The organism is Microbacterium enclense (genome assembly GCF_004022425.1).
Classification (GTDB): domain Bacteria; phylum Actinomycetota; class Actinomycetes; order Actinomycetales; family Microbacteriaceae; genus Microbacterium; species Microbacterium enclense_A.
The window spans coordinates 50,153-73,422 of the sequence record NZ_RBZY01000002.1 but is presented as its reverse complement, the minus strand read 5'-3'; the positions used below and the strand labels follow the sequence as shown (position 1 = coordinate 73,422).

Annotated in this window: 25 protein-coding genes; 10 read left to right on the top strand and 15 right to left on the bottom strand. The window is 69.2% G+C overall.

Annotation, left to right across the window (positions count from 1 at the left end):
• Nucleotides 1-2: 2 nt before the first annotated feature.
• Nucleotides 3-860, bottom strand: a complete 858-nt coding sequence (locus D8Y23_RS00895) for an SDR family oxidoreductase (protein ID WP_128216293.1) — start codon at nucleotides 858-860, stop codon at nucleotides 3-5.
• 93 nt (nucleotides 861-953) lie between these two features.
• Here D8Y23_RS00895 and D8Y23_RS00890 point away from each other — a divergent pair, with 93 nt between their 5' ends.
• Genes D8Y23_RS00890 through D8Y23_RS00880 form a run of 3 tightly spaced genes read left to right on the top strand, consistent with a single transcriptional unit; the run spans nucleotide 954 to nucleotide 3,111 of the window.
• On the top strand, nucleotides 954-1,322 hold the full coding sequence (locus D8Y23_RS00890) for a winged helix-turn-helix transcriptional regulator (protein WP_128216292.1): 369 nt from the start codon (nucleotides 954-956) through the stop codon (nucleotides 1,320-1,322).
• A gap of 26 nt (nucleotides 1,323-1,348) precedes the next feature.
• On the top strand, nucleotides 1,349-2,401 hold the full coding sequence (locus D8Y23_RS00885; RefSeq protein WP_128216291.1) for an FUSC family protein: 1,053 nt from the start codon (nucleotides 1,349-1,351) through the stop codon (nucleotides 2,399-2,401).
• Nucleotides 2,402-2,454: 53 nt separating this feature from the next.
• Nucleotides 2,455-3,111 (top strand): LON peptidase substrate-binding domain-containing protein, encoded by a 657-nt coding sequence (locus D8Y23_RS00880; protein WP_128216290.1) that lies wholly within the window; start codon nucleotides 2,455-2,457, stop codon nucleotides 3,109-3,111.
• Nucleotides 3,112-3,118: 7 nt separating this feature from the next.
• On the opposite strand, the gene D8Y23_RS00875 is transcribed toward D8Y23_RS00880, so the two are convergent.
• Both D8Y23_RS00875 and D8Y23_RS00870 read right to left on the bottom strand, forming a co-directional pair.
• Nucleotides 3,119-3,769, bottom strand: coding sequence for an SDR family oxidoreductase (locus tag D8Y23_RS00875; RefSeq protein WP_128216289.1), 651 nt, complete (start codon nucleotides 3,767-3,769; stop codon nucleotides 3,119-3,121).
• A gap of 81 nt (nucleotides 3,770-3,850) precedes the next feature.
• The gene (locus D8Y23_RS00870; protein ID WP_128216288.1) at nucleotides 3,851-4,249 is read right to left on the bottom strand and encodes a YchJ family protein; all 399 of its coding nucleotides are present in this window, start codon (nucleotides 4,247-4,249) and stop codon (nucleotides 3,851-3,853) included.
• An 81-nt stretch (nucleotides 4,250-4,330) separates the two neighbouring features.
• Between D8Y23_RS00870 and D8Y23_RS00865 the strand changes: the two genes are divergently transcribed.
• Nucleotides 4,331-5,248 (top strand): 5'-3' exonuclease, encoded by a 918-nt coding sequence (locus D8Y23_RS00865; protein ID WP_128216287.1) that lies wholly within the window; start codon nucleotides 4,331-4,333, stop codon nucleotides 5,246-5,248.
• A gap of 6 nt (nucleotides 5,249-5,254) precedes the next feature.
• Here the strand turns inward: D8Y23_RS00865 and D8Y23_RS00860 are convergent, their stop codons facing one another.
• Complete coding sequence (locus D8Y23_RS00860) at nucleotides 5,255-6,247, bottom strand: PHP domain-containing protein (RefSeq protein WP_128216333.1); 993 nt, start codon at nucleotides 6,245-6,247, stop codon at nucleotides 5,255-5,257.
• 2 nt (nucleotides 6,248-6,249) lie between these two features.
• Nucleotides 6,250-7,311, bottom strand: coding sequence for an anthranilate phosphoribosyltransferase (gene trpD, locus D8Y23_RS00855; protein ID WP_128216286.1), 1,062 nt, complete (start codon nucleotides 7,309-7,311; stop codon nucleotides 6,250-6,252).
• A 168-nt stretch (nucleotides 7,312-7,479) separates the two neighbouring features.
• On the opposite strand from trpD, the gene ctaE reads away from it, so the two are divergent.
• The 5 genes from ctaE to D8Y23_RS00830 all read left to right on the top strand — a co-directional run bounded on the left by ctaE (nucleotide 7,480) and on the right by D8Y23_RS00830 (nucleotide 12,445).
• Nucleotides 7,480-8,115: an aa3-type cytochrome oxidase subunit III gene (ctaE, locus tag D8Y23_RS00850; protein WP_128216285.1), complete on the top strand. Its 636-nt coding sequence runs from the start codon at nucleotides 7,480-7,482 to the stop codon at nucleotides 8,113-8,115.
• A gap of 16 nt (nucleotides 8,116-8,131) precedes the next feature.
• Nucleotides 8,132-8,941: a cytochrome bc1 complex diheme cytochrome c subunit gene (qcrC, locus tag D8Y23_RS00845; protein WP_128216284.1), complete on the top strand. Its 810-nt coding sequence runs from the start codon at nucleotides 8,132-8,134 to the stop codon at nucleotides 8,939-8,941.
• Nucleotides 8,942-8,979: 38 nt separating this feature from the next.
• Complete coding sequence (qcrA, locus tag D8Y23_RS00840) at nucleotides 8,980-10,038, top strand: cytochrome bc1 complex Rieske iron-sulfur subunit (RefSeq protein ID WP_128216283.1); 1,059 nt, start codon at nucleotides 8,980-8,982, stop codon at nucleotides 10,036-10,038.
• A complete protein-coding gene (qcrB, locus tag D8Y23_RS00835) occupies nucleotides 10,035-11,873 on the top strand; it encodes a cytochrome bc1 complex cytochrome b subunit (protein ID WP_128216282.1) in 1,839 nt (612 codons plus the stop codon). The genes qcrA and qcrB overlap by 4 nt, the downstream gene beginning before the upstream one ends.
• Nucleotides 11,874-12,019: 146 nt before the next feature.
• Nucleotides 12,020-12,445 (top strand): rhodanese-like domain-containing protein, encoded by a 426-nt coding sequence (locus tag D8Y23_RS00830; RefSeq protein WP_128216281.1) that lies wholly within the window; start codon nucleotides 12,020-12,022, stop codon nucleotides 12,443-12,445.
• Nucleotides 12,446-12,481: 36 nt separating this feature from the next.
• On the opposite strand, the gene D8Y23_RS00825 is transcribed toward D8Y23_RS00830, so the two are convergent.
• From D8Y23_RS00825 to D8Y23_RS00800, 6 genes are all read right to left on the bottom strand, one after another.
• Nucleotides 12,482-13,270: a PP2C family protein-serine/threonine phosphatase gene (locus D8Y23_RS00825; RefSeq protein ID WP_128216280.1), complete on the bottom strand. Its 789-nt coding sequence runs from the start codon at nucleotides 13,268-13,270 to the stop codon at nucleotides 12,482-12,484.
• A 4-nt stretch (nucleotides 13,271-13,274) separates the two neighbouring features.
• Nucleotides 13,275-13,694: a cytochrome c oxidase subunit 4 gene (locus D8Y23_RS00820; RefSeq protein ID WP_128216279.1), complete on the bottom strand. Its 420-nt coding sequence runs from the start codon at nucleotides 13,692-13,694 to the stop codon at nucleotides 13,275-13,277.
• A 3-nt stretch (nucleotides 13,695-13,697) separates the two neighbouring features.
• The gene (ctaD, locus tag D8Y23_RS00815; protein WP_128216278.1) at nucleotides 13,698-15,461 is read right to left on the bottom strand and encodes an aa3-type cytochrome oxidase subunit I; all 1,764 of its coding nucleotides are present in this window, start codon (nucleotides 15,459-15,461) and stop codon (nucleotides 13,698-13,700) included.
• Between the two features lie 2 nt (nucleotides 15,462-15,463).
• The gene (ctaC, locus tag D8Y23_RS00810) at nucleotides 15,464-16,348 is read right to left on the bottom strand and encodes an aa3-type cytochrome oxidase subunit II (RefSeq protein WP_128216277.1); all 885 of its coding nucleotides are present in this window, start codon (nucleotides 16,346-16,348) and stop codon (nucleotides 15,464-15,466) included.
• Between the two features lie 168 nt (nucleotides 16,349-16,516).
• The gene (erpA, locus tag D8Y23_RS00805; protein WP_076490686.1) at nucleotides 16,517-16,882 is read right to left on the bottom strand and encodes an iron-sulfur cluster insertion protein ErpA; all 366 of its coding nucleotides are present in this window, start codon (nucleotides 16,880-16,882) and stop codon (nucleotides 16,517-16,519) included.
• Nucleotides 16,883-16,954: 72 nt separating this feature from the next.
• Nucleotides 16,955-18,349, bottom strand: coding sequence for a dipeptidase (locus D8Y23_RS00800; RefSeq protein ID WP_128216276.1), 1,395 nt, complete (start codon nucleotides 18,347-18,349; stop codon nucleotides 16,955-16,957).
• Between the two features lie 46 nt (nucleotides 18,350-18,395).
• Between D8Y23_RS00800 and D8Y23_RS00795 the strand changes: the two genes are divergently transcribed.
• Complete coding sequence (locus tag D8Y23_RS00795; protein ID WP_240663711.1) at nucleotides 18,396-18,968, top strand: DUF3043 domain-containing protein; 573 nt, start codon at nucleotides 18,396-18,398, stop codon at nucleotides 18,966-18,968.
• A gap of 69 nt (nucleotides 18,969-19,037) precedes the next feature.
• Here the strand turns inward: D8Y23_RS00795 and D8Y23_RS00790 are convergent, their stop codons facing one another.
• The 4 genes from D8Y23_RS00790 to D8Y23_RS17020 form a co-directional block, all read right to left on the bottom strand.
• Entirely contained in the window at nucleotides 19,038-20,063 is a 1,026-nt protein-coding gene (locus D8Y23_RS00790; protein ID WP_128216274.1) for a quinone-dependent dihydroorotate dehydrogenase, read from the bottom strand.
• A gap of 10 nt (nucleotides 20,064-20,073) precedes the next feature.
• The gene (gene nrdR, locus D8Y23_RS00785) at nucleotides 20,074-20,565 is read right to left on the bottom strand and encodes a transcriptional regulator NrdR (RefSeq protein WP_128216273.1); all 492 of its coding nucleotides are present in this window, start codon (nucleotides 20,563-20,565) and stop codon (nucleotides 20,074-20,076) included.
• A gap of 13 nt (nucleotides 20,566-20,578) precedes the next feature.
• Nucleotides 20,579-21,880 carry a histidinol dehydrogenase gene (hisD, locus tag D8Y23_RS00780; RefSeq protein ID WP_128216272.1) on the bottom strand — a complete coding sequence of 434 codons (1,302 nt, stop codon included), beginning with the start codon at nucleotides 21,878-21,880 and terminating at the stop codon, nucleotides 20,579-20,581.
• A 62-nt stretch (nucleotides 21,881-21,942) separates the two neighbouring features.
• Nucleotides 21,943-23,238 (bottom strand): hypothetical protein, encoded by a 1,296-nt coding sequence (locus D8Y23_RS17020; RefSeq protein ID WP_240663710.1) that lies wholly within the window; start codon nucleotides 23,236-23,238, stop codon nucleotides 21,943-21,945.
• Between the last annotated feature and the right edge of the window lie 32 nt (nucleotides 23,239-23,270).

Sequence of the window (23,270 nt, the reverse complement as noted above, 5' to 3'; positions counted from 1 at the left end):
AGTCAGCGGCCGAGGGCGGCGCGCAGGCCCTCGACGAACGGCGTCGTCGGGCGACCGATGACGCGGGCGAGGGTGCCGTCGGTCTGCGATAGGACACCCCGGGAGATCGCCTCGTCGATGCCGGCGACGAACGCCGCGGTTCCGGCATCCAGGCCTGCCTGCTCGAGACCGGCGGTGAGCTGTTCGACCGTCACCGGCTGATAGACGACCTCGCGGCCGAGGACCTCGGAAGCGGCCGCGGCGAGCTCGTCGTACGTCCAGGCGACATCGCCCGCGAGCTCGAGCGTCCGGCCCGCGAGGTCGTCGGTGGTCAGGGCCACGGCCGCGGCGTCGGCGTAGTCGCGCCGGCTCGCGCTGGCCACCCGCGCGTCTCCGGCGGCGGCGACGATCACTCCGGACTCCGCGGCGCGGGAGACGGCGTCGACGTAGTTCTCGGTGTACCAGTTGTTGCGCAGGATCGTGGCATCCAGTCCCGATGCGGCGATCACGCGCTCCGTGGCGAGGTGGTCCGCGCCCAGGGCGTACTCGATCTCGTCCACGCGCGGTGCGCTGGTGTAGACGAGACGCTCGACGCCCGCGGCCCGCGCGGCCTCGACGACGTTGCGGTGGCCGGTGGCCCGGTCGGGGTCGGTGCCCGAGATGAGCAGGACGCGGGTGACACCCTCGAGCCCGGCGGTGAGGGTCTCGGGCCGGGCGTAGTCGAACTCGACGACGCGGATGCCGCGGGCGGCGAGGTCGTCGGCCGCGGCGGGCGTGCGGACGCCGGCGACGATGTCGGATGCCGAGATCCCGCGCTCGAGCAGAGCGTCGAGCACGAGGCGTCCGAGGTGGCCGTTGGCGGCGGAGACGAAGAGGGTCATGGGTGTGTCCTTTCGGTCGGTACGCCCAGACCAACGCGCCCATCGGAGACACATTCCGGAATGTCGGTACCCACTTCTACGTTAGGTACTGACGTGATGGTGAGTCTTGCAGAAATCCGGGCCGAGCGGCCCGAAGCTTTTTCGGACGGGTGCCCTACGCGGACGGTCCTCGACCATGTGATGGGCAAGTGGGGCGTGCTGGTCCTCGTCGCACTGTCCGACGGCACGCAGCGATGGGGGGAACTCCGCCGCACCATCACCGGTATCAGCGAGAAGATGCTGGCCAGCACCCTCAAGACCCTCGAGGCGGACGGCCTGGTCCGGCGCACCGCCTACCCCGAGGTCCCGCCGCGCGTCGAGTACGCCCTCACCGACCTCGGACTCGATCTGATGGAACGGCTGCTGCCGCTCATGGCGTGGGTGGCGGACCACGCGGATGCCATGCTCGATCGGCCGAGGTGACCGGCTCGGCGTCCTACGCTCGATTCATGCGACTCCCGTTTCGCCTCCCGCGCGAAAGCCTGACGTTCCGCGCGCCGCGACGCGGACCGTTCCTGCAGGTCGCGAAGACGGCGGTCGCGATGATCGCGGCGTGGATCGCCGCGGGCCTCCTCGTGCCCGGGCCGCCCCCGATCTTCGCCGCAATCGCCGCGGTGCTGGTCGTGCAGCCGAGCATCAACCAGTCGTTCACGCGCGCCGTCGAGCGCAGCGTCGGTGTGATCGTCGGGGTCGTCATCGCCTCCGCGCTCGGCATCCTCCTCGGTTCTCCGACGTGGGTGATCCTGCTCGCCGGCGGCGTCTCGCTCCTCGTCGCGTGGAGCCTGCGCATGTCTCCCGGCGCCACCAACCAGGTCGCGATCAGCGCTGTCCTCGTTCTCGCGCTCGGGACCGCGACGCCGAACTACGCCGTCGACCGGGTCCTGGAGACCGTCATCGGCGCGATCATCGGCATCGTCGTCAACACGGTGCTGGTGCCGCCGGTTCTCGTCTCACCGGCGCGCGAGAAGCTCGACGTCCTCGGGCGTGAACTCGCGGGCGCTCTCGAGCGTCTCGCCGACGCCCTCGAGACACCGCAGACCCGTGAGTCGCTCGAAGGTCTGCTCCTGGAGGCGCGCCTCCTCCGCCCGGTTCGGGATGCCGCGGCCGACGCGATCCGCGACGGCGCCGACTCGCTCTCGCTCAACCCGCGCAGTTCCCGCCACCGCGCCGACCTCGCCGAGATGCAGGCACGTCTGGACCGCTTCACACCCGTCGTCACGCAGACGATCGGCATGACGCGCGCGATCTACGACGGCTACACCTCGTCGATCGTCGACGACCCGTCGGTGCGCGCGATCGCGGAGCAACTGCACCGCGCCGCTCACGATGTACGCCTGGACTTCGCGCTCGACGCTCCCGCGATGGAGTCCTCGGTCGAGGAACCGGCGCTGACGCGGCCCCTGCAGATCCGCACGCCCTCGACCGAGCACTGGGTGCTCGTGGGCTCCCTGCTGATGGATCTGCACCGCATCCACGAGAGCCTGCGGGACGAACCCGCCTGACCGGCCCCGGCCGGGACGACCCGAGATGGCCGCCGCGCTGGTTGACTGGTGGCATGGGTACCGCGATGTTCCCGTTGGGAGCCGTTCTCTTCCCGCACACCCCGTTGGCGCTGCGGATCTTCGAGGAGCGCTACCTCGTCATGCTGGGAATGCTCCTCGACGAAGTCGACCCGGAGTTCGGGGTCGTCCTCATCGAGCGCGGCGTCGAGACCGGAGGCGGCGATCAGCGTTTCGCCCTCGGCACGATGGCGCGCCTCAGCCATGTCGTGCCGCAAGCGGGGCAGATGTCGATCGTGGCCCGCGGCGCCGAACGGTTCGAGATCGTCGAGTGGCTCGACGACGCCCCCTATCCGCGTGCGGAGGTGCGTCCTCTGCCCGACCTGGAGTGGAGCGAGGCCCTCGCCCCGCTCCTGGAGGAGGCCGAGCGCATCGTGCGGCGCGTCCTCGGCCGGGCGCGGGAGTTCGGCGTGACGCGCTGGGATCCGGACGTGGAGCTCTCCGACGAGCCGGGGGAACGCGCCTGGCAGGTGGCCGCGATCGCCCCGCTGGGTGAGCTCGACCAGATGCAGTTGCTCCGCTCCCCCACGATGGGCGGGCTGCTGCGGGCCACCATCGACCTCACGCTGGCCGCCGAACCGCTGCTGGGCGACCCCGTCCCCGACGGCGTCATCGTGGTCATGGATGACGACGACGACGCCGACGAGGACTGACGCGCACTCAGGCGTCGGCGACCAGCGCCTCGGCGATGAGCGTGTCGCCCGCGCCGAACCGGATGAACCGTCCGATCGTGGCCGGCTGGACGAGCGATGCCGCGACGACGGCGGCCACGTCGGCGCGGCCGACCTCGCCCTTGCCCTGGGGCGCCGTCGTGATGCGTCCCGTCGGCGGGTCGAGCGTCAACGTGCCCGGCCCCAGGATCGTCCAGTCCAGGTCGCTGGCACGGAGGTGATCGTCGGCGGCGAGCTTCGCGTCGGCGTAAGCGAAGAACGCGTCGTCCTCCGGGATGCCGTGATCCGGCGTCGAGCCGATCCACGACACCATCACGAAGCGGCGCACCCCGGCCTTCGCGGCCGCGTCGACGGCGCGCTGCGCCGCGTCGCGGTCGACCGCATACGTCCGCTCGGCGGAGCCGCCGCCGGCGCCCGCGGACCAGACGACGGCATCCGCGCCATCGAAAGCCGCGGCCATCTCGTCGGCGTCCGCCTTCTCGACGTCGAGCACGACGGGCGTCCCACCCGCGTCCTGCACATCCGCACGGTGGTCGGGGTTGCGCACCACCGAGACCGCCTCGTCGCCGCGTTCGGCGAGCAGACCCGCCAGGTGCAGCGCGACCTTGCCGTGTCCACCGATGATCACGATGCGTTCCATGTCACAGTCCTCCGGGTCGTGTCTGTGGTTCCGGATCGCGAGCCTACGCACCGTCGCCGACGCACCCACCGGGGTTGACGGTCAGTCGACGACGCCGTCGACGTAGACCCACCGCCCGCCGCGTCGGACGAACCGGCTGTGCTCGGACAGCACGCCGCGGTCACCCGCCCGACGCCACGCCGCGCGGAACGCCACGACCGCGGCATCCCCGTCTTCGGCGGCTTCGTCGATGACGAGTCCCTCCCACACGATGCCGTCATCGAGATCGACGTCGTCCGGACGGCTCCGGGGATGCCACGTGCGGGCGAGGTGAGCGGCGTCCCCGAGGGCGAAGGCGGTGTAGCGCGAGCGCATCAGCCGTTCGGCCGAGGGCGCCGGCGCGCCGTCGAGAAGCGGACCGCAGCACGCGCCGAAGGCCGCGCGCCCGCACGGGCACGGTGCCGTGGCGGACGGTCGGCGGGAGCGAGCACCGAAGGACACCCCGTCACTCTAGGTTCTCGCCGCGGGCCGCGCTTCGTACGATGGGGCTGAGGCGACCGTTCATCGCCGGAAAGGCCCGGCATGTCCGACCGACTCATGCTCCTCGACACCGCGTCGCTGTACTTCCGCGCGTTCTACGGCGTTCCCGACAAGGTGACGGCCGACGACGGCACGTCCGTCAACGCGGCTCGGGGTCTGCTCGACATCATCGCGAAGCTCGTCACGACCTACGAGCCGACGCGGCTCGTCGCCTGCTGGGACGACGACTGGCGGCCGGGATGGCGGGTCGACCTCCTCCCCACCTATAAGGCTCACCGGGTCGTGGAAACCGTCGAGGATGGGCCCGACGTCGAGGAAGTGCCCCCGACGCTGACCGCGCAGATCCCCCTCATCCGCGAGACGCTCGACGTCCTCGGCATCGCCGTGGTCGGCGCGGCCGCGCACGAGGCGGACGACGTCATCGGGACTCTCGCGACTCGCGCCGATGTCCCCGTCGACATCGTCACCGGCGACCGCGACCTCTTCCAGCTCGTCGACGACGCCCGCGGCATCCGTGTGGTCTATACCGCCCGCGGAATGAGCAACCTCGAGATCATCGACGATGCCGCCGTCGAGGCGCGATACGGCATCCGTGCCGATCAGTACGCCGATTTCGCCGCGCTGCGCGGCGATCCCTCGGACGGCCTGCCCGGCGTTCCCGGCATCGGCGAGAAGTCTGCCGCAGCGCTTCTGGCCGCCTGCGGCGACCTCGACGGCATTCGGACCGCCGCCGCCGACGGCACCGCGGGCACCCCCGCGCAGAGGGCGAAGATCCTCGCCGCCGCGGACTACCTCGACGTCGCCCCGACGGTCGTGCGTGTCGCCCGCGACCTCGAGCTCGCCCCCGCGGTGGACCGCATACTCGTGGATGACGCACGCGCCGAGGCCGCGACCGCGCTCGCCGACCGGTGGAACCTCGGCGGCTCGATGACCCGAGCCCTCGCCGCCCTCCGCCGCTGAGCGCCGTCAGCGATCCCGAGCGAGCCACTCCCGCAGCCGCACGAGCGGCCAGGTCGTGACGATGCGTTCGGTCGGCACGCCCGCCGCCTCGGCACGAGCCGCTCCGTAGTCCAGCAGCGACAGCTGCCCGGGGGCGTGCGCATCCGAGTCGATCGAGAACAGGCATCCCTCCTCCAGCGCGATCGCGAGGAGGTCATCCGGCGGATCCTGCCGCTCGGGCCGCGAGTTGATCTCGACCGCCACTCCGGACGCCGCGCATGCCGCGAACACCGCCCGCGCGTCGAACTCCGAAGGCGGCCGGGTCCCCCGCGCTCCCTCGACGAGGCGTCCGGTCACGTGCCCCAGGACATGCACGCGCGGGTCGCTCGCCGCGGCGACGAGCCGCCGCGTCATGGCCGGCGCCTCCATGCGCAGCTTTGAGTGGACGGATGCCACGACCACGTCGAGCTCGCGCAGGAGCGCGTCCTCCTGATCGAGGTCGCCATCGTCGAGGATGTCGACCTCGATGCCGGTCAGAAGCGTGAACGCGTCATCGGCGAAGCCCTGGACGATCTCGATCTGCCTGCGCAGCCGCTCGGGCGACAGTCCGTTGGCCACCGTCAACCGCGGCGAGTGGTCCGTCAGGGCCAGGTACTCGTGGCCGAGGCGTCGCGCCGCTTCCACCATCGGCTCGATCGGGGTCAGTCCGTCCGACCAGTCGCTGTGGCTGTGCAGGTCGCCACGGAGCGCCGCGCGCACCTCGCCACCACCCACGACACCGGACGCCGCGCGAAGGGACGCGAGCCGCTCCGGCACGCCTCCCTCGAGCGCCTCGCGGATCACGGTGTACGTCGAGTCGCCGATCCCCGGACGACGACGCAACCCGGGATCGCGCAGCTCTTCGTCGCTCAGCCCCTCGATCGCCGCAGCGGCCGTCCGGAACGCCTTCGACTTGTACCGCGACGACCTCTCGCGTTCGAGCAGATACGCGATCTCGGTGAGCGCGTCGAGCGGGTGCATGCTCAATCGGACAGCTCGCGGGTCGCCGCGACCCAGCCGTCCAGCTTCGCCAGGGCACGCCCGTCATCGACCGCCGCCGCCGCGTCCGCCATGGCCTCGGCGAGGCGTTCCAGAATGGGGCGCTGCACCTGGGTGGCATCCTGGAACAACCGGAACGAGACCAGTCCCGCCGCGGCGTTCAGCAGCACGATGTCACGCACCGCCCCCGCCTCACCGGCGAGCGTGCGCCGCACCACCTCGGCGTTGTGGTCGGGAGTCCCGCCGAGCAGATCGTCGATGTCGGCGAGCGGGATGCCGAGATCCCGGGGATCCAGGTCGTGCTCGTGCACGTCGCCTCGGCTGATCTCCCACAGTCGGCTGTGCCCGGTCGTCGTCAGTTCGTCCAGGCCGTCGTCGCCGCGGAACACGAGGGCCGTCGCCCCGCGCGTGCGGAACACGCCCGTGATGAGCGGCACGCGATCGAGGTGCGCGACCCCGACCGCGTTGGCTTCGGCTCGGGCCGGATTGCAGAGCGGACCGAGGAAGTTGAACACCGTCGGCACGCCCAGCTCCGAGCGGGTTGCCGCCGCATGGCGGAATCCGGGGTGAAAAGCGGCGGCGAAAGCGAAGGTGATCCCGGTGCGTTCGAGGGTCGCCGCGACCGCGTCCGGGTCGAGCGTCAGGGCGATGCCCAGCGACGACAGCACGTCCGACGAACCGGATGCCGAGCTCGCCGCGCGGTTGCCGTGCTTGACCACCGGGACTCCCGATGCCGCCGCGACGATCGCCGCCATCGTCGACACATTGACGGTGCCGTAGCGGTCGCCGCCGGTCCCGACGATGTCGAGCACCTCGGCGCGCACCGGGAGCGGCACCGCCGCCTCGAGGATGGCGTCACGGAAGCCCACGATCTCCTCGACCGTTTCTCCCTTGGCCCTGAGGGCGATGAGAAAGCCCGCGAGTTGGGACGGTGTGGCCTCGCCCGCCATGACGCGGCGCATCGCCCACGTCGACTCGGAGACGCTGAGGTCATGGCCCTGAAGCAGGGAGGTGAGCAGATCGGGCCAGGTGAAGCGTTCCGCCATGGGACGATCCTCCCACACGCGGCGTGTCGGACCCCGTCTCCGGCACCGCGCGGGAACCCTCTCCGCACCGGGGATTCCTTGCGGATTCTTAGGCTTCCCTAAGTCTCGACGATGGAATATCTCAGGCTGGGGATGGGAATATCGCCCCGTCGGATCGCGCATAATGGGATGGTGACGACCCCAGCGACGTATTCCCAGGCCGTGCGTGCCGTGAAGCGGCCCGACCCGGTCGCTGTCGGCACCATCGTGTGGCTGGGCAGCGAAGTCATGTTCTTCGCCGGCCTGTTCGCGATCTACTTCACCCTGCGCAGCACGTCCGCGCCCCTGTGGGCCGAAGAGACGCAGCTGCTCAACGTCCCCTTCGCGACCGTCAACACGATCATCCTCGTGCTGTCCTCGGTCACGTGCCAGATGGGCGTGTTCGCCGCGGAGCGGTACCAGCCGTACCGCACCGGCACGCGCACCGGTCTGGCCAAGTGGGGCATGGTGGAGTGGTTCTACCTCACCTTCATCCTCGGCGCGATCTTCGTGTCCGGTCAGGTGTGGGAGTACGCGACCCTGATCACCGAAGGCTTGCCGATCAGCGCCAACCCGTACGCCTCGGCCTTCTACCTGACCACCGGCTTCCACGCCCTCCACGTGACGGGTGGCCTGATCGCCTTCCTCCTCGTCATCGGCCGCGCGTACGCCGTGAAGAACTTCGGGCGCAAAGAGATGACCACCTCGATCGTCGTGTCGTACTACTGGCACTTCGTCGACGTCGTCTGGATCGCGCTGTTCTTCGTCATCTACTTCCTGAAGTAAGAGAGCTGCACCTCACATGGCACGAGAGAAGAAGCCGCGTCGCAATCACGGACGCCGCAGTCCCCTGGCCGCGGCCGCACTGATCGGCATCGGTCTGCTGCTCACCGGCGGCATCTATGCCGGCGCGTCGGCTGCGATGGCCTCGACCGACATCCCCCCGAGCGCCTCGAACTCCGCCGGCACGGTCGAGGAGGGCGAGAAGCTCTTCCAGGCCAACTGCGCGACGTGTCACGGTCTCGACCTGCAGGGAAGCCAGCAGGGTCCGTCGCTCTTCGGCGTCGGCGAGCTGTCGGTGCACTTCCAGGTCTCGACCGGCCGCATGCCCCTGCAGGCGCAGGGTCCGCAGGCTCCGCAGAAGCCTGTGCAGTTCACCGACGATCAGATCAACGCGATCGCCGCCTACGTGCAGGCCTCGGCTCCCGGCCCGACCTACCCGGCGGCGGAAACGCTCGACGGCGAAGGCGACATCTCGCACGGTGCCGAACTGTTCCGCATCAACTGCGCGATGTGCCACAACGTCGCCGGCGCCGGTGGCGCCCTCACCGAGGGCAAGTGGGCTCCGCACCTGCAGACCGTCACGCCGCTGAACATGTACGCGGCAATGGTCACCGGCCCGCAGAACATGCCGGTCTTCAACGACCTCAACCTCACCCCCGAAGACAAGCGCGACGTCATCTCGTACCTGATGTTCCTCCAGAAGTCGGAGTCGCCCGGCGGCTTCTCACTGGGTTCGCTCGGTCCGGTCTCGGAGGGCCTGTTCATCTGGATCTTCGGCATCGGTGGCCTCATCGCGCTCACCGTGTGGATCGCGGCGAAGTCCAACTGATCGTCGTCATCGACATTACGTAACGTACGAGGAGCACCATGGCACACGAGGAAGACGCACTCGAGCACGAGAGGGCTTCATGGAAGCCCGGCTCCGGGCTCGCCGTCGCGGTTCCCGACCCCGTGCAGAACCCCGGTCTTCCGGAGCACCGTCAGCGGATGACGGATCAGGACCCGAAGGCGATGAAGCGCGCGGTCCGCACCGTCTACACGCTGTTCTACTTCTCGGTCGCGGCGAGCATCTGGGCGAGCATCGCCTACATGATCTTCCCGATCGAGTCGGGCGCGCTGATCGACATCCGGTACAACAACCTGTTCATCGGTCTCGGCATCGCCTTCGCTCTGCTCGCGATCGGTATCGGTGCGATCCACTGGTCCAAGTCGGTCATGGCCGACAAGGAGCACATCGAGGACCGTCACGCGACCCGCGGCCGTGACACGACCCGCGAGGGCGCCGTCAACGTGTTCGTCGAGGCCAACAAGGACTCCGGCTTCGGGCGTCGCGAGATCATCCGCAACTCGATGTTCGCGGCGCTGCTCGCCTCGGTGATCCCCGGCATCACCCTGTTCCGCGGCCTCGCTCCGCAGAACATCGACCCGGTCGAGGCGCTCAGCCACACGATGTGGGAAGAGGGAATGCGCCTCGCTCACGACCCCTCCGGTCGTCCCATCCGCGCCGCAGACGTCACCATCGGCTCAGCGTTCCACGTGATCCCCGAGGAGCTCGCCGGTCTCGGCCACGACGAGGGCTACCTCGAAGAGAAGGCGAAGGCGATCGTGCTGCTGATGCGTCTGCAGCCCGAGCAGCTGAACCCCGAGACCAACCGCATGGATTGGGCATACGACGGCATCGTCGCCTACTCCAAGGTCTGCACCCACGTCGGCTGCCCGGTGGCACTGTACGAGCAGCAGACCCACCACCTCCTGTGCCCCTGCCACCAGTCGCAGTTCGACGTCGCCAACGGCGCGGCGGTCATCTTCGGCCCGGCCGCCCGTCCTCTGCCGCAGCTCCCCATCACCGTCGACGCCGAGGGCTACCTCGTCGCCCAGGGTGACTTCCAGGAGCCCGTCGGCCCCAGCTTCTGGGAGCGCTCATGAGCACCGCCACGCACCCCACCGAGAACGTGACCACCGAACCGGCGGTCTACTCGGGTCCGCCGAAAGCCGACCTCAACGGCAAGCCCCTCGGTGGTCGCTTCGTCGGTGCCGCGTCGAACTACATCGACGAGCGCACCAGCATCTCGGGCATCGTCAAGGAGCTCGGTCGCAAGATCTTCCCCGACCACTGGTCGTTCATGCTCGGCGAGATCGCGCTCTGGAGCTTCGTCGTCGTTCTGCTCTCGGGCACGTTCCTGACGTTCTTCTTCCAGGCGTCCATGGTCGAAACGCACTACAACGGTGCGTACGAGCCCATGCGCGGCATCGCGATGTCGGCGGCGATGGAATCGGCGCTGCACATCTCCTTCGACCTCCGCGGTGGCCTGCTGGTCCGCCAGATCCACCACTGGGCGGCGCTGGTGTTCGTGGCGGGCATCGGCGTCCACATGCTCCGTGTCTTCTTCACCGGCGCGTTCCGCAAGCCGCGCGAGCTGAACTGGGTCGTCGGCTTCATCCTGTTCATCCTCGCGATGGCCGAGGGCTTCACCGGCTACTCGCTTCCCGACGACCTGCTCTCGGGCAACGGTCTGCGCATCATCGACGGCATGATCAAGGGTCTCCCGCTGATCGGCACGTGGACCTCGTTCCTCCTCTTCGGCGGCGAGTTCCCGGGCACCGCCATCGTCGGACGCCTCTACACGCTGCACATCCTGCTGCTGCCGGCCATCCTCGTCGCGCTCCTCGCGGTGCACCTGATGCTGATGATCATCAACAAGCACACGCAGTTCGCCGGGCCGGCCCGAACGAACAACAACGTCGTGGGCTACCCGATGCTCCCGGTGTACGCCTCGAAGATGGGCGGCTTCTTCTTCATCACGTTCGGTGTGATCGTCCTGATCGCGGCGCTGGTGACGATCAACCCGATCTGGAACTACGGCCCCTACGACCCCTCCCCGGTGTCGGCGGGTACTCAGCCCGACTGGTACATCGGCTTCGCCGACGGCATGCTCCGTCTCATCCCGCCGCACCTCGAGTTCGTGCTCTGGGGCCACACCTGGTCGTGGAACATCATCATCCCGGTCGGCATCCTGGGTCTGTTCATCGTCATCGTCATGATCTACCCCTTCATCGAGGCGTGGATCACCGGCGACAAGCGCGAGCACCACATCGCACAGCGTCCGCGTAACGCCGCCACCCGTACCGCCATCGGCGCCGCCGGTGTCACGTTCTACGCGGTCATGTGGGCGGCCGCCTCGTCCGACATCATGGCGACGCACTTCCACCTCACCATGGAGGGCGTCATCCACACCCTCCAGGCTCTGCTCATCGTGGGCCCGATCATCGCCTACTTCGTCACGAAGCGCATCTGCATCGCGCTGCAGAAGAAGGATCGTGAGATCGCCCTGCACGGCTACGAGTCCGGTCGCATCGTGCGCCTCCCCGGCGGCGAGTACATCGAGGTGCACCAGCCCGTCGACGAGTACGAGCGCTGGAAGCTGGTCGATAACGAGACGTACGAGCCGCTCGTCGTCCGCCCCAACGCCAAGGGCCAGATCTCGCCGCTCCAGAACCTCCGCGCGTCGGTGTCGCGCTGGTTCTTCGAGGACCGTCTGACCCCGCTGACGCAGGCCGAGCTGGACGCGGCAGTGGCTCACCAGCACCACGAGCTCGACCACATCGACCACGAAGAGGCCGACGAGATCGCCGGTGCAAATGCCCGAGCCGACGCTGAGGGTCGTCCTCACGTCGCCGTGGGCGAACGCACCGAGGTCGAGTTCCCGGCCCCGAAGGGTCTCGGCGAGCAGGATCGTCCACGCGGCGACAAGAGCGAGTAATACGCCTCGACGGAACCCCGGTGCCTCGGCACCGGGGTTCCGTCGTTTCCAGCTTGCACGACGGGGCATTCAACCTGGCAGGATGCCGTCGGCGTCTGGCATCCTCGCCCCTCCCCCGTCCGAGGCCGGCCCTCTAGCGTGACAGGATGACCGACGCGCAGAGCTACTTCTCGAACCGACTCGCGTTCGAAACCGACCCCTCCGACGTGTACGCAGGACAGAAGGCGGGGACCGCCTTCGCCCTCGTCGACGTCCGCGGCGACGACGCCTGGGCACAGGGGCGGATCACGGGGGCCGTGCACATGCCGTACGCACAGATCGCCGAGCGCGCCCCGACAGAGCTCGATCTCGACACACCCGTCGTCGTGTACTGCTGGAGCCCGGGCTGCAACGCCGGGCAGAAGGGGGCCTTGGAGTTCGCTCGCCTGGGCTATCAGGTCCGCGAGATGATCGGAGGGTACGAATACTGGGTGCGGGAGGGGCAGCCGTACGAGAACGACGAAGGCCCGCTCGAGCGGGTCTTCGATGCGACGGTCATGGTCGTCCGCCAGGCACGAGCCGCGCGGGCGTAGAGCCCCCATGACGACGCCCGATGACGGATGCCGCGCTCAGGCGGTCTCGACATCCTCGGTGAACCACCGCGCCGCGGAGCCGAAGAACACGGCCTCCCCCGCCGGCACGTCGTCGTCGACGACGTCGCACACGACCACGGTGACGTTGTCGCGCGTACCCGCCTCCAGCGCGAGAGCAACGGCAGAAGACGCAGCCGATCGTGGATCGTCGGCACCGGCCACGAGCCGTTCCACGTCGGCTTCCGGCACGTAGTCCGTGAGTCCGTCGCTGCAGAGCACCCAGCGGTCTCCCCGTTTCGGCGCGTGCGTCGCCACGGACACGACATCGCCTTCAGAACCGGCCAGCGACGCGGTGATGATGTTACGTCGGGGGTGTGCCGCAGCGGCTTCGGGCGAGATGATCCCGCGGTCGACGAGTGCCTGCACGTAGGAATCGTCTCGGGTCTGCCGAGAGAAGTCGCCATCACGCAGCAGATAGGCACGCGAGTCGCCCGTGTGCGCGAGGAGCAGATCGGCCTCCGCCCCGAGGAACACACCCGTGAACGTCGTCGCCATGCCCTGGAGAGCGGGATCCCGCTCGACGTGCGCGCGAATGTCCCAGTTCGCCTCGCGGATGCGGACCAGGAGTCCGTCGGCATCCACCTCTGCCTGGCGGGTCGCCACCAAACGGTGGATCAGGGCCGCAGAGGCCAGGTCCCCGGAAGGGCCACCGCCGACTCCGTCGGCCACCGCCGCACCCCAGGACGCCGCGAAAGCGGCGTCCTGATTGGTGGGACGGTGAGCGCCGGAATCGGAGACGGCGGCCGTGTTCAACCGGAGGGGCACGAGATCAGCGCGCGAAGTACCCGCGGTAGTACTCGTACACCCAGCCGACGATGGCGATCGCGAAGATCGCGAAGGCGACCGGCACGAGCCAGCTTCCGACGGCCAGTCCGACCGCAGCGATCGCGGCGGATCCGGCCAGGACGATCGGCCACCACGACCACGGGCTGAACTCGCCCATCTCGGGGTCACCGTCGTCGATATCCGCCGTCAGCGAGTCCTCGGGGAGGTCGGCACCACGCTGCGCCTTGAGCAGCCGGCCGATGTAGAACCCGATCATCGCGCTCATGAGGCCCATGAAGACCAGCGCAACGGTTCCGACCCACTCGACGCCACCGTGGCTGATGATGTTCCACACCGCGTACACCGCGGCGATGAAGAACGAGAAGCCCGTGAGGAGCCACCAGAGATTGACGTTGGTACGCATGGCTTACTTGACCTCTCCCTCGGCCGCATCCACCACGGGCGCGTCGGGAGCGTCCTTGGCCGGGCCGACACCCACCGGGATACCGGCTTCCGGGTGGTTCAGGTCGAACGCCGGCCGCTCGCTGCGGATGCGCGGGATGGACGTGAAGTTGTGGCGCGGCGGCGGGCACGACGTCGCCCACTCGAGTGAGGCACCGTAGCCCCACGGGTCGTCGACCGTGACACGGGGCGCCTTGCGGGCGGTGATCCACACGTTGAGCAGGAACGGGATCATCGAGGCGCCCAGGATCATGGATCCGACCGTCGACACCTGGTTGCCCCACGTGAAGCCGTCGGCCGCGGCGTAGTCGGCGTAGCGCCGCACCATGCCGTCCACGCCCAGCCAGTGCTGGATCAGGAAGGTCATGTGGAAACCGACGAACAGCATCCAGAAGTGGACCATGCCGAGACGCTCGTTCAGCATCTTGCCCGTCCACTTCGGCCACCAGAAGTAGAAGCCGGCGAACATGGCGAAGACGACCGTACCGAAGACCACGTAGTGGAAGTGAGCGACGACGAAGTAGGAGTCCGACAGGTGGAAGTCCAGCGGCGGCGACGCGAGGATGACACCGGTGAGGCCACCGAACACGAAGGACACGAGGAAGCCGAGCGCGAACACCATCGGGGTCTCGAAGGTCACCGACCCGCGCCACAACGTACCGATCCAGTTGAAGATCTTCACGCCCGTGGGCACCGCGATGAGCATCGTCATGAGCGCGAAGAACGGCAGGAGCACGCCACCGGTCACATACATGTGGTGGGCCCACACGGCGACGGAGAGGGCGGCGATCGCGATCGTGGCGTACACCAGCGTCTTGTATCCGAAGATCGGCTTGCGGCTGAAGACCGGGAAGATCTCCGAGACGATGCCGAAGAACGGCAGCGCGATGATGTACACCTCGGGGTGACCGAAGAACCAGAACAGGTGCTGCCACAGCAGCACGCCACCGTTCTCAGGGTTGTAGATCTGAGCCCCCAGCACGCGGTCGGCAGCGGCGGCGAAGATCGCCGCGGCGAGAACCGGGAAGGCGAGCAGGATCAGGATGCTCGTGATCAGCGTGTTCCACGAGAAGATCGGCATGCGCCACATCGTCATTCCCGGGGCACGCATGGTCAGGACCGTGGTGATGAAGTTGACGGCACCGAGAATCGTGCCGAAACCGCTGATGCCGAGACCCAGCATCCAGAGGTTTCCTCCGACACCCGGCGAGAAACTCGCGTTCGCCAGGGGCTGATACGCGAACCAACCGAAGCCGGCGGCGCCCTGCGGCGTGAGGAACCCGGACACGGCGATCGTCGAGCCGAAGAGGAAGAGCCAGAACGCGAATGCGTTCAGGCGCGGGAACGCCACGTCGGGCGCGCCGATCTGCAGCGGGAGGAGCGCGTTCGCGAAGCCGGCGAAGAGCGGGGTCGCGAACATCAGCAGCATGATCGTGCCGTGCATCGTGAAGAGCTGGTTGTACTGCTCTTTGGTCGGGATGATCTGCATCCCGGGCTCGAACAGCTCGGCGCGGATGATGAGCGCCATCACGCCGCCGAGCATGAAGAACAACACCGACGCGATCAGGTACATGTACCCGATGGTCTTGTGGTCGGTGGAGGTGATCCACTTGACGACCAGGTTGCCCTTCTGCTCGACGCGGGTGCTGCTGAGCAGCGCGGCTTGACGCGGCGGGAGAGTCGTCGGGCGCGAAGGGCCCGTTCCCTGGAGCGGAAGCGTCGTGGCCATGATCACTCGTTCCCTTCGGTGCTGTCGGCCGTGCTGTAGTTCTGCAGGCGCGACAGGTCGCTGATGTCGCCGACGTCGCCGGCCGCGCGCAGCGAGCTGAGATACGCCTCGTACTCGCCTTCGCTGACGACCTTCACGTTGAAGAGCATGGCCGAGTGGTACTCGCCACACAGCTCGGCGCACTTGCCCTCGAACGTTCCCTCACGCGTGGGAGTGAACGACCAGTAGTTCTCGCGGCCGAGGTACATGTCCTTCTTGTACAGGAAGTCGATGATCCAGAAGGAGTGGATCACATCCCGCGAGCGCAGCTCGATCTGCACCGTCTTGTTGACCGGGAGGTAGAGGGTCGGCACGTCGTCGAGGTCGTAGCCGTCGCTCGTCGCCGTCGCCTGAACGCCCATCGAATACACGGCATCCGAGTTGTCCTCGCGCTCACCGTTGTACTGGAAATCCCACGCCCACTGCTTGCCGTAGGCGGTGATCGAGACGTCCGGGTTCTCGTACTGGGTCTCGAGCGTGTTCTGGTCGCGCGCCGTGAAGGCGAAGAAGCCGACCACGAGGATCAGCGGAACGACCGTGTAGAAGATCTCGACCGGCATGTTGTAGCGCAGCTGCACCGGCAGGCCGGACTGGCCCTTGCGACGCCGATAGGCGATCACGGCCCAGAGCATGAGGCCCCACGTGATGACGCCCACCGCCAGCAGCACGATCCACGAGTTGACCCACAGACCGGCGACCATGTCGGTGTGGTTCGTGGCGGGGGTTCCGTCGTCGACGAATCCGGGGAGGTATCCGTGAAGCTGCGACGTGGTGCAGCCCGAAAGAAGTGCGACGGAAGCGATCCCGACGGGGACGGCTGCCCAACGAAGGCGACGTTTGGAGGGCACAGTGCACCTTTCCGGGTCGTGGATGTTGCTCTCGACAGTCTAGAGCAACCTCTTACGGTTCTCTGGCCAATCGTCCAGCACCGAAGCATCGAAAACCCCCGGTTTTCGCGGTGTGATCCGCGGTTCCCGGGGGTCTTCGAATTCGGCGCCGGAGCGTCGTGGCGGGGCTCAGTGGAAGCTGTCGCCGCACGCGCAGGAACCCTGCGCGTTGGGGTTGTCGATCGTGAAGCCCTGCTCCGAGATCGTGTCCTTGAAGTCGATGCTCGCCCCGTCGAGGTACGGGACGCTCATGTCGTCGACGATGACCTCGACGCCGTCGAAATCGGCGACCTTGTCACCGTCGAGGTAGCGCTCGTCAAAGTAGAGCTGGTAGATCAGGCCCGAGCATCCGCCGGGCTGCACGGCGACGCGCAGGCGCAGGTCGTCGCGGCCTTCCTGCGACAGCAGGCTCTTCACCTTGTCGGCGGCGGCGTCGGTCAGGGCGACTCCGTGCTCGCGGGTGACGGCGTCGGACGACAGTGTCGTGTCGGTCATGGCGTGGCCCTTCGGGTCGTTCGGTCGCGGGGACGAGTCGATTCTACGCCCGCCTCGTCCCCGTGGAGCCGATCACACGGTGCGGCGGTTCATTCGCTCCAGGAGCAGGGCCTCGGAGACGAGGGCGTTGCGGAACGTTTCGAGGTGTAGCGACTCGTTCGGGCTGTGCGCCCGCGCGTGCGGATCCTCGACACCGGTCACGAGGATCTGCGCGCCGGGGAATTCGCGCACGAGGTCCGCGATGAACGGGATGGATCCGCCGACACCGACGTCGACCGCGTCCACGCCATACCCGTCGGCGAAGGCGGCGCGCGCGTCCTCGACCGCCCACCCCGCCGTGTCGACGAGGAACGCGTCGCCGCAGTCGACATCGGAGAACTCCAGCTGCGCACCGAACGGCGCGTGGGACCGCAGGTGCGCCTCGATCGCGGCGAACGCCTCGGGCGCGGACTGGCCGGGGGCCACGCGGGCGCTGATCACGACGCGCGTCTCGGGCGCGAGGGTGTTGGATACCGACTCCACCGGGGTGGCATCCCATCCGGTGATCGTCACCGACGGCTTGTTCCAGAGGCGACTCAGAATGCTGTCGCGTCCGATGGGCGAGACGCCGTCGAGGAGCCCGGACTCGGCGCGCAGCGTCGCCTCGTCGTACTCCGGGGTCTCAGCGTCGCGGACCGCGAGACCGTCGACCGCCACGGCTCCGTCGTCGTCCCAGAGCGTCGAGAGGAGCTTGACGGTCGCGAGCATGGCATCCGGAACCGCGCCGCCCATCATCCCCGAGTGGGACGCATGGGCGAGCGTGCGGACGGTGAGCGTGAAGCGCGCGTTGCCGCGCAGCGACACGGTGAGACCGGGGGTGCGCTCGTCCCAGTTGCCCGAGTCGGCCACGACGATGACGTCGGAGTGGAGGACGTCCGCGTGATCGACGAGGAACTGCGCGAACGAACGCGAGCCGTACTCCTCCTCCCCTTCGATGAAGACGGCGATACCGAGGTCGAGATCGTCGCCCAGCGCCTCGGCGAGAGCGCGGATCGCCCCGACGTGCACCATCACGCCGGCCTTGTCATCGGCGGCGCCGCGTCCGTACAGGCGACCGTCCCGCACCGTCGGCTCGAAGGGCGGGGAATCCCACAGCGCCTCGTCGCCCGGGGGCTGCACGTCGTGGTGGGCGTAGAGAAGGACGGTGGGTCGGCCGTTGCGGGCCGCACGGGATGCCAGCACGGCGGGCTGCCCAAGCTCGTTGCTGTCGGCGATCGCGGCGCGTGCGACGTCGACACGTTCGAACACGCCCGTGCCGCGCAGCAGCTCAGCCACGGCATCGGCGCTCCGCTCCACCGCGGACTGGTCGAACGCCGGCCAGGCGATGGAGGGGATGCGCACGAGCGCACCCAGATCGGCAAGGGCTGCGGGGATGCCGTCGGACGCGGTGGCGCGCACGGCATCCTGCCGGGACAGGTCAGGGGTCATGCGGGTAATCTTAAGTCTCCGATCCAGTGAGCTCTCGAGGTTATCCGTGGCCAAGTCCCCCGCCCCCGTCCCCAACGACACCCCCGTCGAGTCGGATCTCACCGCCGCGGGCAAGGGGCGCGCGACGCCGTCGCGGGCCGAGCAGGAGGCCGCCCGCAAGCGTCCTCTGGTGCCCGACACCAAGGAGGCGAAGGCGCGTGCCCGGTCCGAGCTCGCCGCTCAGCGCGAGAAGGCCCGCGCCGGCATGGCCGCCGGGGACGAGCGATACCTGCCGGTGCGCGACAAGGGGCCGCAGCGTCGGTTCGCGCGCGACTTCGTCGACGCCGGCTGGCACCTGGGCGAGGGCGTCATGCCGTTCATGATCCTGGTGATCGTGCTCACGCTCGTGCCGAACGGCTTCTTCCAGTACTGGTCGTTCGTGGCGCTGTGGATCTTCATCCTCTTCGTCATCGGCGACATGATCATCACGTCGATCCGCGTGAAGCGCGCGGCGAAGGCGAAGTTCGGCGACGGCAAGGTCGAGAAGGGCCTGGGCTGGTACGCCGCGATGCGGACCGTGCAGATGCGCTTCATGCGTCTGCCGAAGGCGCAGGTCAAGCGCGGTCAGCACCCGGCCTGATCCGATCCGGCGGTGATGGCGGCGTGCCCCTCGGGGTACGCCGCCATCACCGTGTCGAGCGGATCCGTCTCAGCGGCGAGCGACGAGCCCGCGGTTGATCTGACGCGCCCACAAGGGGCCGCGGTACAGGAACGCCGTGTAGCCCTGCACGAGGGTGGCGCCGTGCGCCAACCGCTCTCGGACGTCGGCGGCGGTATCGACTCCCCCGGCCGAGATGACGACGAAGTCGTCGGGGACAGCGGCCCGGACGAGGTCGAGCACCTCGAGCGCACGCGCCTTCAGCGGCGCACCCGACAGTCCACCGGCACCCGCGGCCTCGACGGTGGCGGCCGGGGTGCGCAGGCCCCCGCGGCCGATCGTCGTGTTCGTGGCGATGAGCCCGGCGAGGCCCACGTCGACCGCGAGCCGAGAGATGTCGCCTACTTCGTCGTCGGCGAGGTCGGGGGCGATCTTCACCAGCAGGGGTGTCGCCCCGGCCGCCTCGAGCACCGCCGTGAGAAGCGGCCGCAGCGTCTCGACGGCCTGCAGTCCGCGCAGGCCCGGCGTGTTGGGTGACGAGACGTTGACGACGAGATAGTCGGCGAGCGGCGCGAGCAGCCGGGCGCTTCGGACGTAGTCGGTCGTGGCATCCTCGACGGCGACGGCCCGGCTCTTGCCGATGTTGACGCCGATCACCGGGCGCCGGCGCGCGCTGCGTAGTCGGGTCAAGCGTCGGGCCGCGACCTGCGCGCCCTCGTTGTTGAACCCCATCCGATTGATCACCGCGCGATCGGCCACGAGGCGGAACAGACGCGGCTTCGGGTTGCCCGGCTGCGGCAACGACGTCACGGTCCCCACCTCGACGTGACCGAACCCCAGCGCGCCGAGGCCCGACACCATCGTGACGTTCTTGTCGAACCCGGCGGCCACGCCGAACGGGGAGTCGAACGTCAGCCCCAGCGCGCGCACGCGCAGGGACGGATCGGCGGCGGTGGTGGGGCGGACGAGGGATGCCACGAGCCCGACGCCCGCGGCACGGATGACGAGGGCACCCAAGTGGTGTGCGAACTCGGGGTCGAGGCGACTCAGGAGCGACCGGAAGAGAAGGGGATACATCCCCGCCAGGTTACTGGACGGCCTCGTTCGAGGCGGGACCGACCGCCGCCCGCTCCGCGTGATCCGAACGCAGCTGCGCGATCGCGGCGTCGAAGTCGTCCAACGAGTCGAACGCCTGGTAGACGCTCGCGAATCGCAGGTAGGCCACCTCGTCGAGCTCGCGCAGCGGACCCAGGATCGACAGGCCGATCTCGTTCGCCTCGATCTGTGACGAACCCGTCTGGCGGATCGTCTCCTCGACCTGCTGGGCGAGCATCGCCAGATCGGCATCGGTCACGGGCCGGCCCTGACACGCCTTGCGCACGCCCGACATGACCTTCTCGCGACTAAAGGGTTCGACGACACCCGAGCGCTTGATGACGTTCAGGCTCGCGGTCTCCACCGTCGAGAAACGACCCCCGCACTTCGGGCACTGGCGGCGACGACGGATGCTGAGTCCGTCGTCGCTCGTGCGCGAGTCGATGACGCGCGAGTCGGGGTTGCGGCAGAACGGGCAGTGCATGCGGAATCCTCGATCAGTCGGCGAACCGGGCCGTCACGGCCTCGCCGTGGGCGGGGAGCGCCTCGGCCTCGGCCAGGGTGACGATGGACTCGTGCACCGCCGCGAGGGCGGCACGGTCGTACTCCACTACCTGCTGGGGACGCAGGAAGGTGGCAGCGGAGAGTCCGGAACCGTACCGCGCCTGCCCACCGGTCGGCAGAACATGGTTGCTGCCGGCGAGATAGTCCCCGAGGCTCACCGGGGTGTAGGGACCGACGAACACGGCGCCCGCGTTGACGTACTCGTGCGGACGCGGGTCGGCCAGGTGCAGTTCGAGGTGTTCGGGCGCATAGGCATTGCTGAAAGCGGTGGCCTGCGCGATGTCGTCGACGAGCACGACGGCGGACTGCGGGCCACCGAACGCCGCGCGGACGCGCTCGGCGTGCCGGGTCGCGGCCACCCGCGGTTCGAGGGCGGCGCGGACCGCGTCGGCCAGCGCGGGAGCGTCGGTCACGAGGACGGCCGAAGCCTGCTCGTCGTGCTCGGCCTGACTGACCAGGTCGGCGGCGACCAGCGCGGCGTCGGCCGTCTGGTCGGCGACGATGAGGATCTCGGTGGCGCCGGCCTCCGAGTCGGTGCCGACGCGGCCCCCCACGGCGCGCTTGGCGGAGGCGACGAAGTTGTTGCCCGGCCCTGTGACGACGTCGACGGGGTCCAGCCCCACAGAGGGCACGCCCGAGGCGAAGGCGCCGACGGCACCGGCACCGCCCATCGCGTAGACCTCGGTCACGCCGAGGAGCTTGGCCGCCGCGAGGATCACGGGGTGCACGCGACCGTCGAACTCCGCCTGCGGCGGCGAGGCCAGCGCCACCTCGCGCACGCCCGCGACCTGGGCGGGGACGACGTTCATCACGACGCTCGAGGGGTAGACGGCCTTGCCGCCGGGGACGTACAGGCCGACGCGGCGCACCGGCTGCCAGCGCTGGGTGACGCGCGCCCCGGGACCGAGCTCGGTCACCGACGGCGCGGGCACTTGGGCCGCCGAGGCGGCACGCACGCGGCGGATCGCCTCGTCGAGGGCGGCACGGATGCCGGGATCGAGCTCGGCGAGGGCCTCGTCGAGGTGCGCGGGGGGAACAGCGATGGCGTGGCCACGGACACGGTCGAATGCCTCCGCCTGCTCGCGGAGCGCCTCCTCGCCGCGGCGTGCCACGTCGTCGACGATGCGGGCGGCGATGGCGAGGGCCTCGTCGCGTGCCGCATCGGCGCGGGGAACCGCGGCCAGGAACTCGGCCGGCGAGAGCACCCGGCCGCGCAGATCGATGGTGCGAAGCATTGGTCCAGGCTACCGCCCGGTGGCGAGCCGCCCGCCGGGGGCGGACGGCTCGCAGGGGGTGCTCAGCCGCGTGTGACGCCCGCGACGTCGTGAAGGTACCCGACACGTCCGTCGTCGTGCCGGATGACGAAGGTCTCTCCGCGGTCCTCGATCACCAGGGCCCACGCCGTCGGACCGACGCGGAAGATCGGGGTGCCGTAATCGTCGACGACGTCGCGCTCCTCGGGCGCGAGCGCCCAGAACGCCTGCGGCTGCGGGTGGCGCGACACGGACTCGTGGTCCCGCGCGGATTCCGAGGAGTCTCGGTCACCGATGACGTCGGTGTCGTGGGTGTCGCCGTGCGTGGGGAAGACCGAGGTCACGGGCTCCGCGTCGGTGGTGTGCGGCAGGTCGGTGGACCCGGTGTAGCTGCCCGGAACCGGCCCGTGATCACCGGCGTCGTCGCCGTGCGGCACCACCGGGACGTGCGCGGAGTCGTCGTGGGCGGTCGCGGGTGCGGTCCGCACCGGGCGGGGACGTCGAGGACGCGCGGTCACGGCGCGGACCGGCCGCGCGTTGCGATGCGCGGGCGCCTCGGGACGCCCCTGGAAGTCCTGCTCGAACGGCGGGATGACGGGCGCGAAGACCGTGAGGACCACGCCGGCGAGCGTGAAGACAGCACCCACCCAGACGACCCACGTCCGCGTCCAGATCCCGGTCTCGGCGGCCACAGACACCGTGTCCCACACCCAGGCGATCCACACCAGAGCCGCGACCGAGAAGGCCACCGACGCGAACTGGTCGATGCCGAGCGATCCCACTCGACGGATGCCCTGCGGCGACAGACGTCGCAGGACGAGCAGGCCGACGGCGACGGTGGGGAGCGCGACCGTCGGAATCCACCACAGACCCGACAGCCACACGTTCGTTCCTCCGCCGAGCACGCGGATGTTCGCCGGCAGGTTGTTCAGCGGGAAGAACGAGACGAGGAACGTCACGGCCCAGATGCCGAGCAGCGCGATCTCGCGCACGGAGAACGGGCCCACGCCGTACTGGGGCGCGTCATCGGAGACGCCGCGGTCACGAGCCGACTCCCCCGCATACGGCGCCGGTGCGTCGGCACCCCTGCCCGCCGCGTGCGCCTCGGCGTCGGGCAGTTCGGTGTGCGTCGAGCGACGCGCGTTGACGTGCGTGCGCGCCTCGACGTGCTGCCCCGCACCCACGGCGTCATCTGCGTCACGGTCGACGTCTCCCGGGGCGGATGCCGGGTCGGCGGGGCGGTCGCCCGCGGCAACCGGGCCGTGCGTCGAGCGTGCAGCGTCGTCATCCGTCGGCGGGCCCGCGGGCGGCGCGAACGGGTCGTCGTAGCGATCGGTCACGATGGTCCTTTCGTTCGGATGCCTCGGCATCC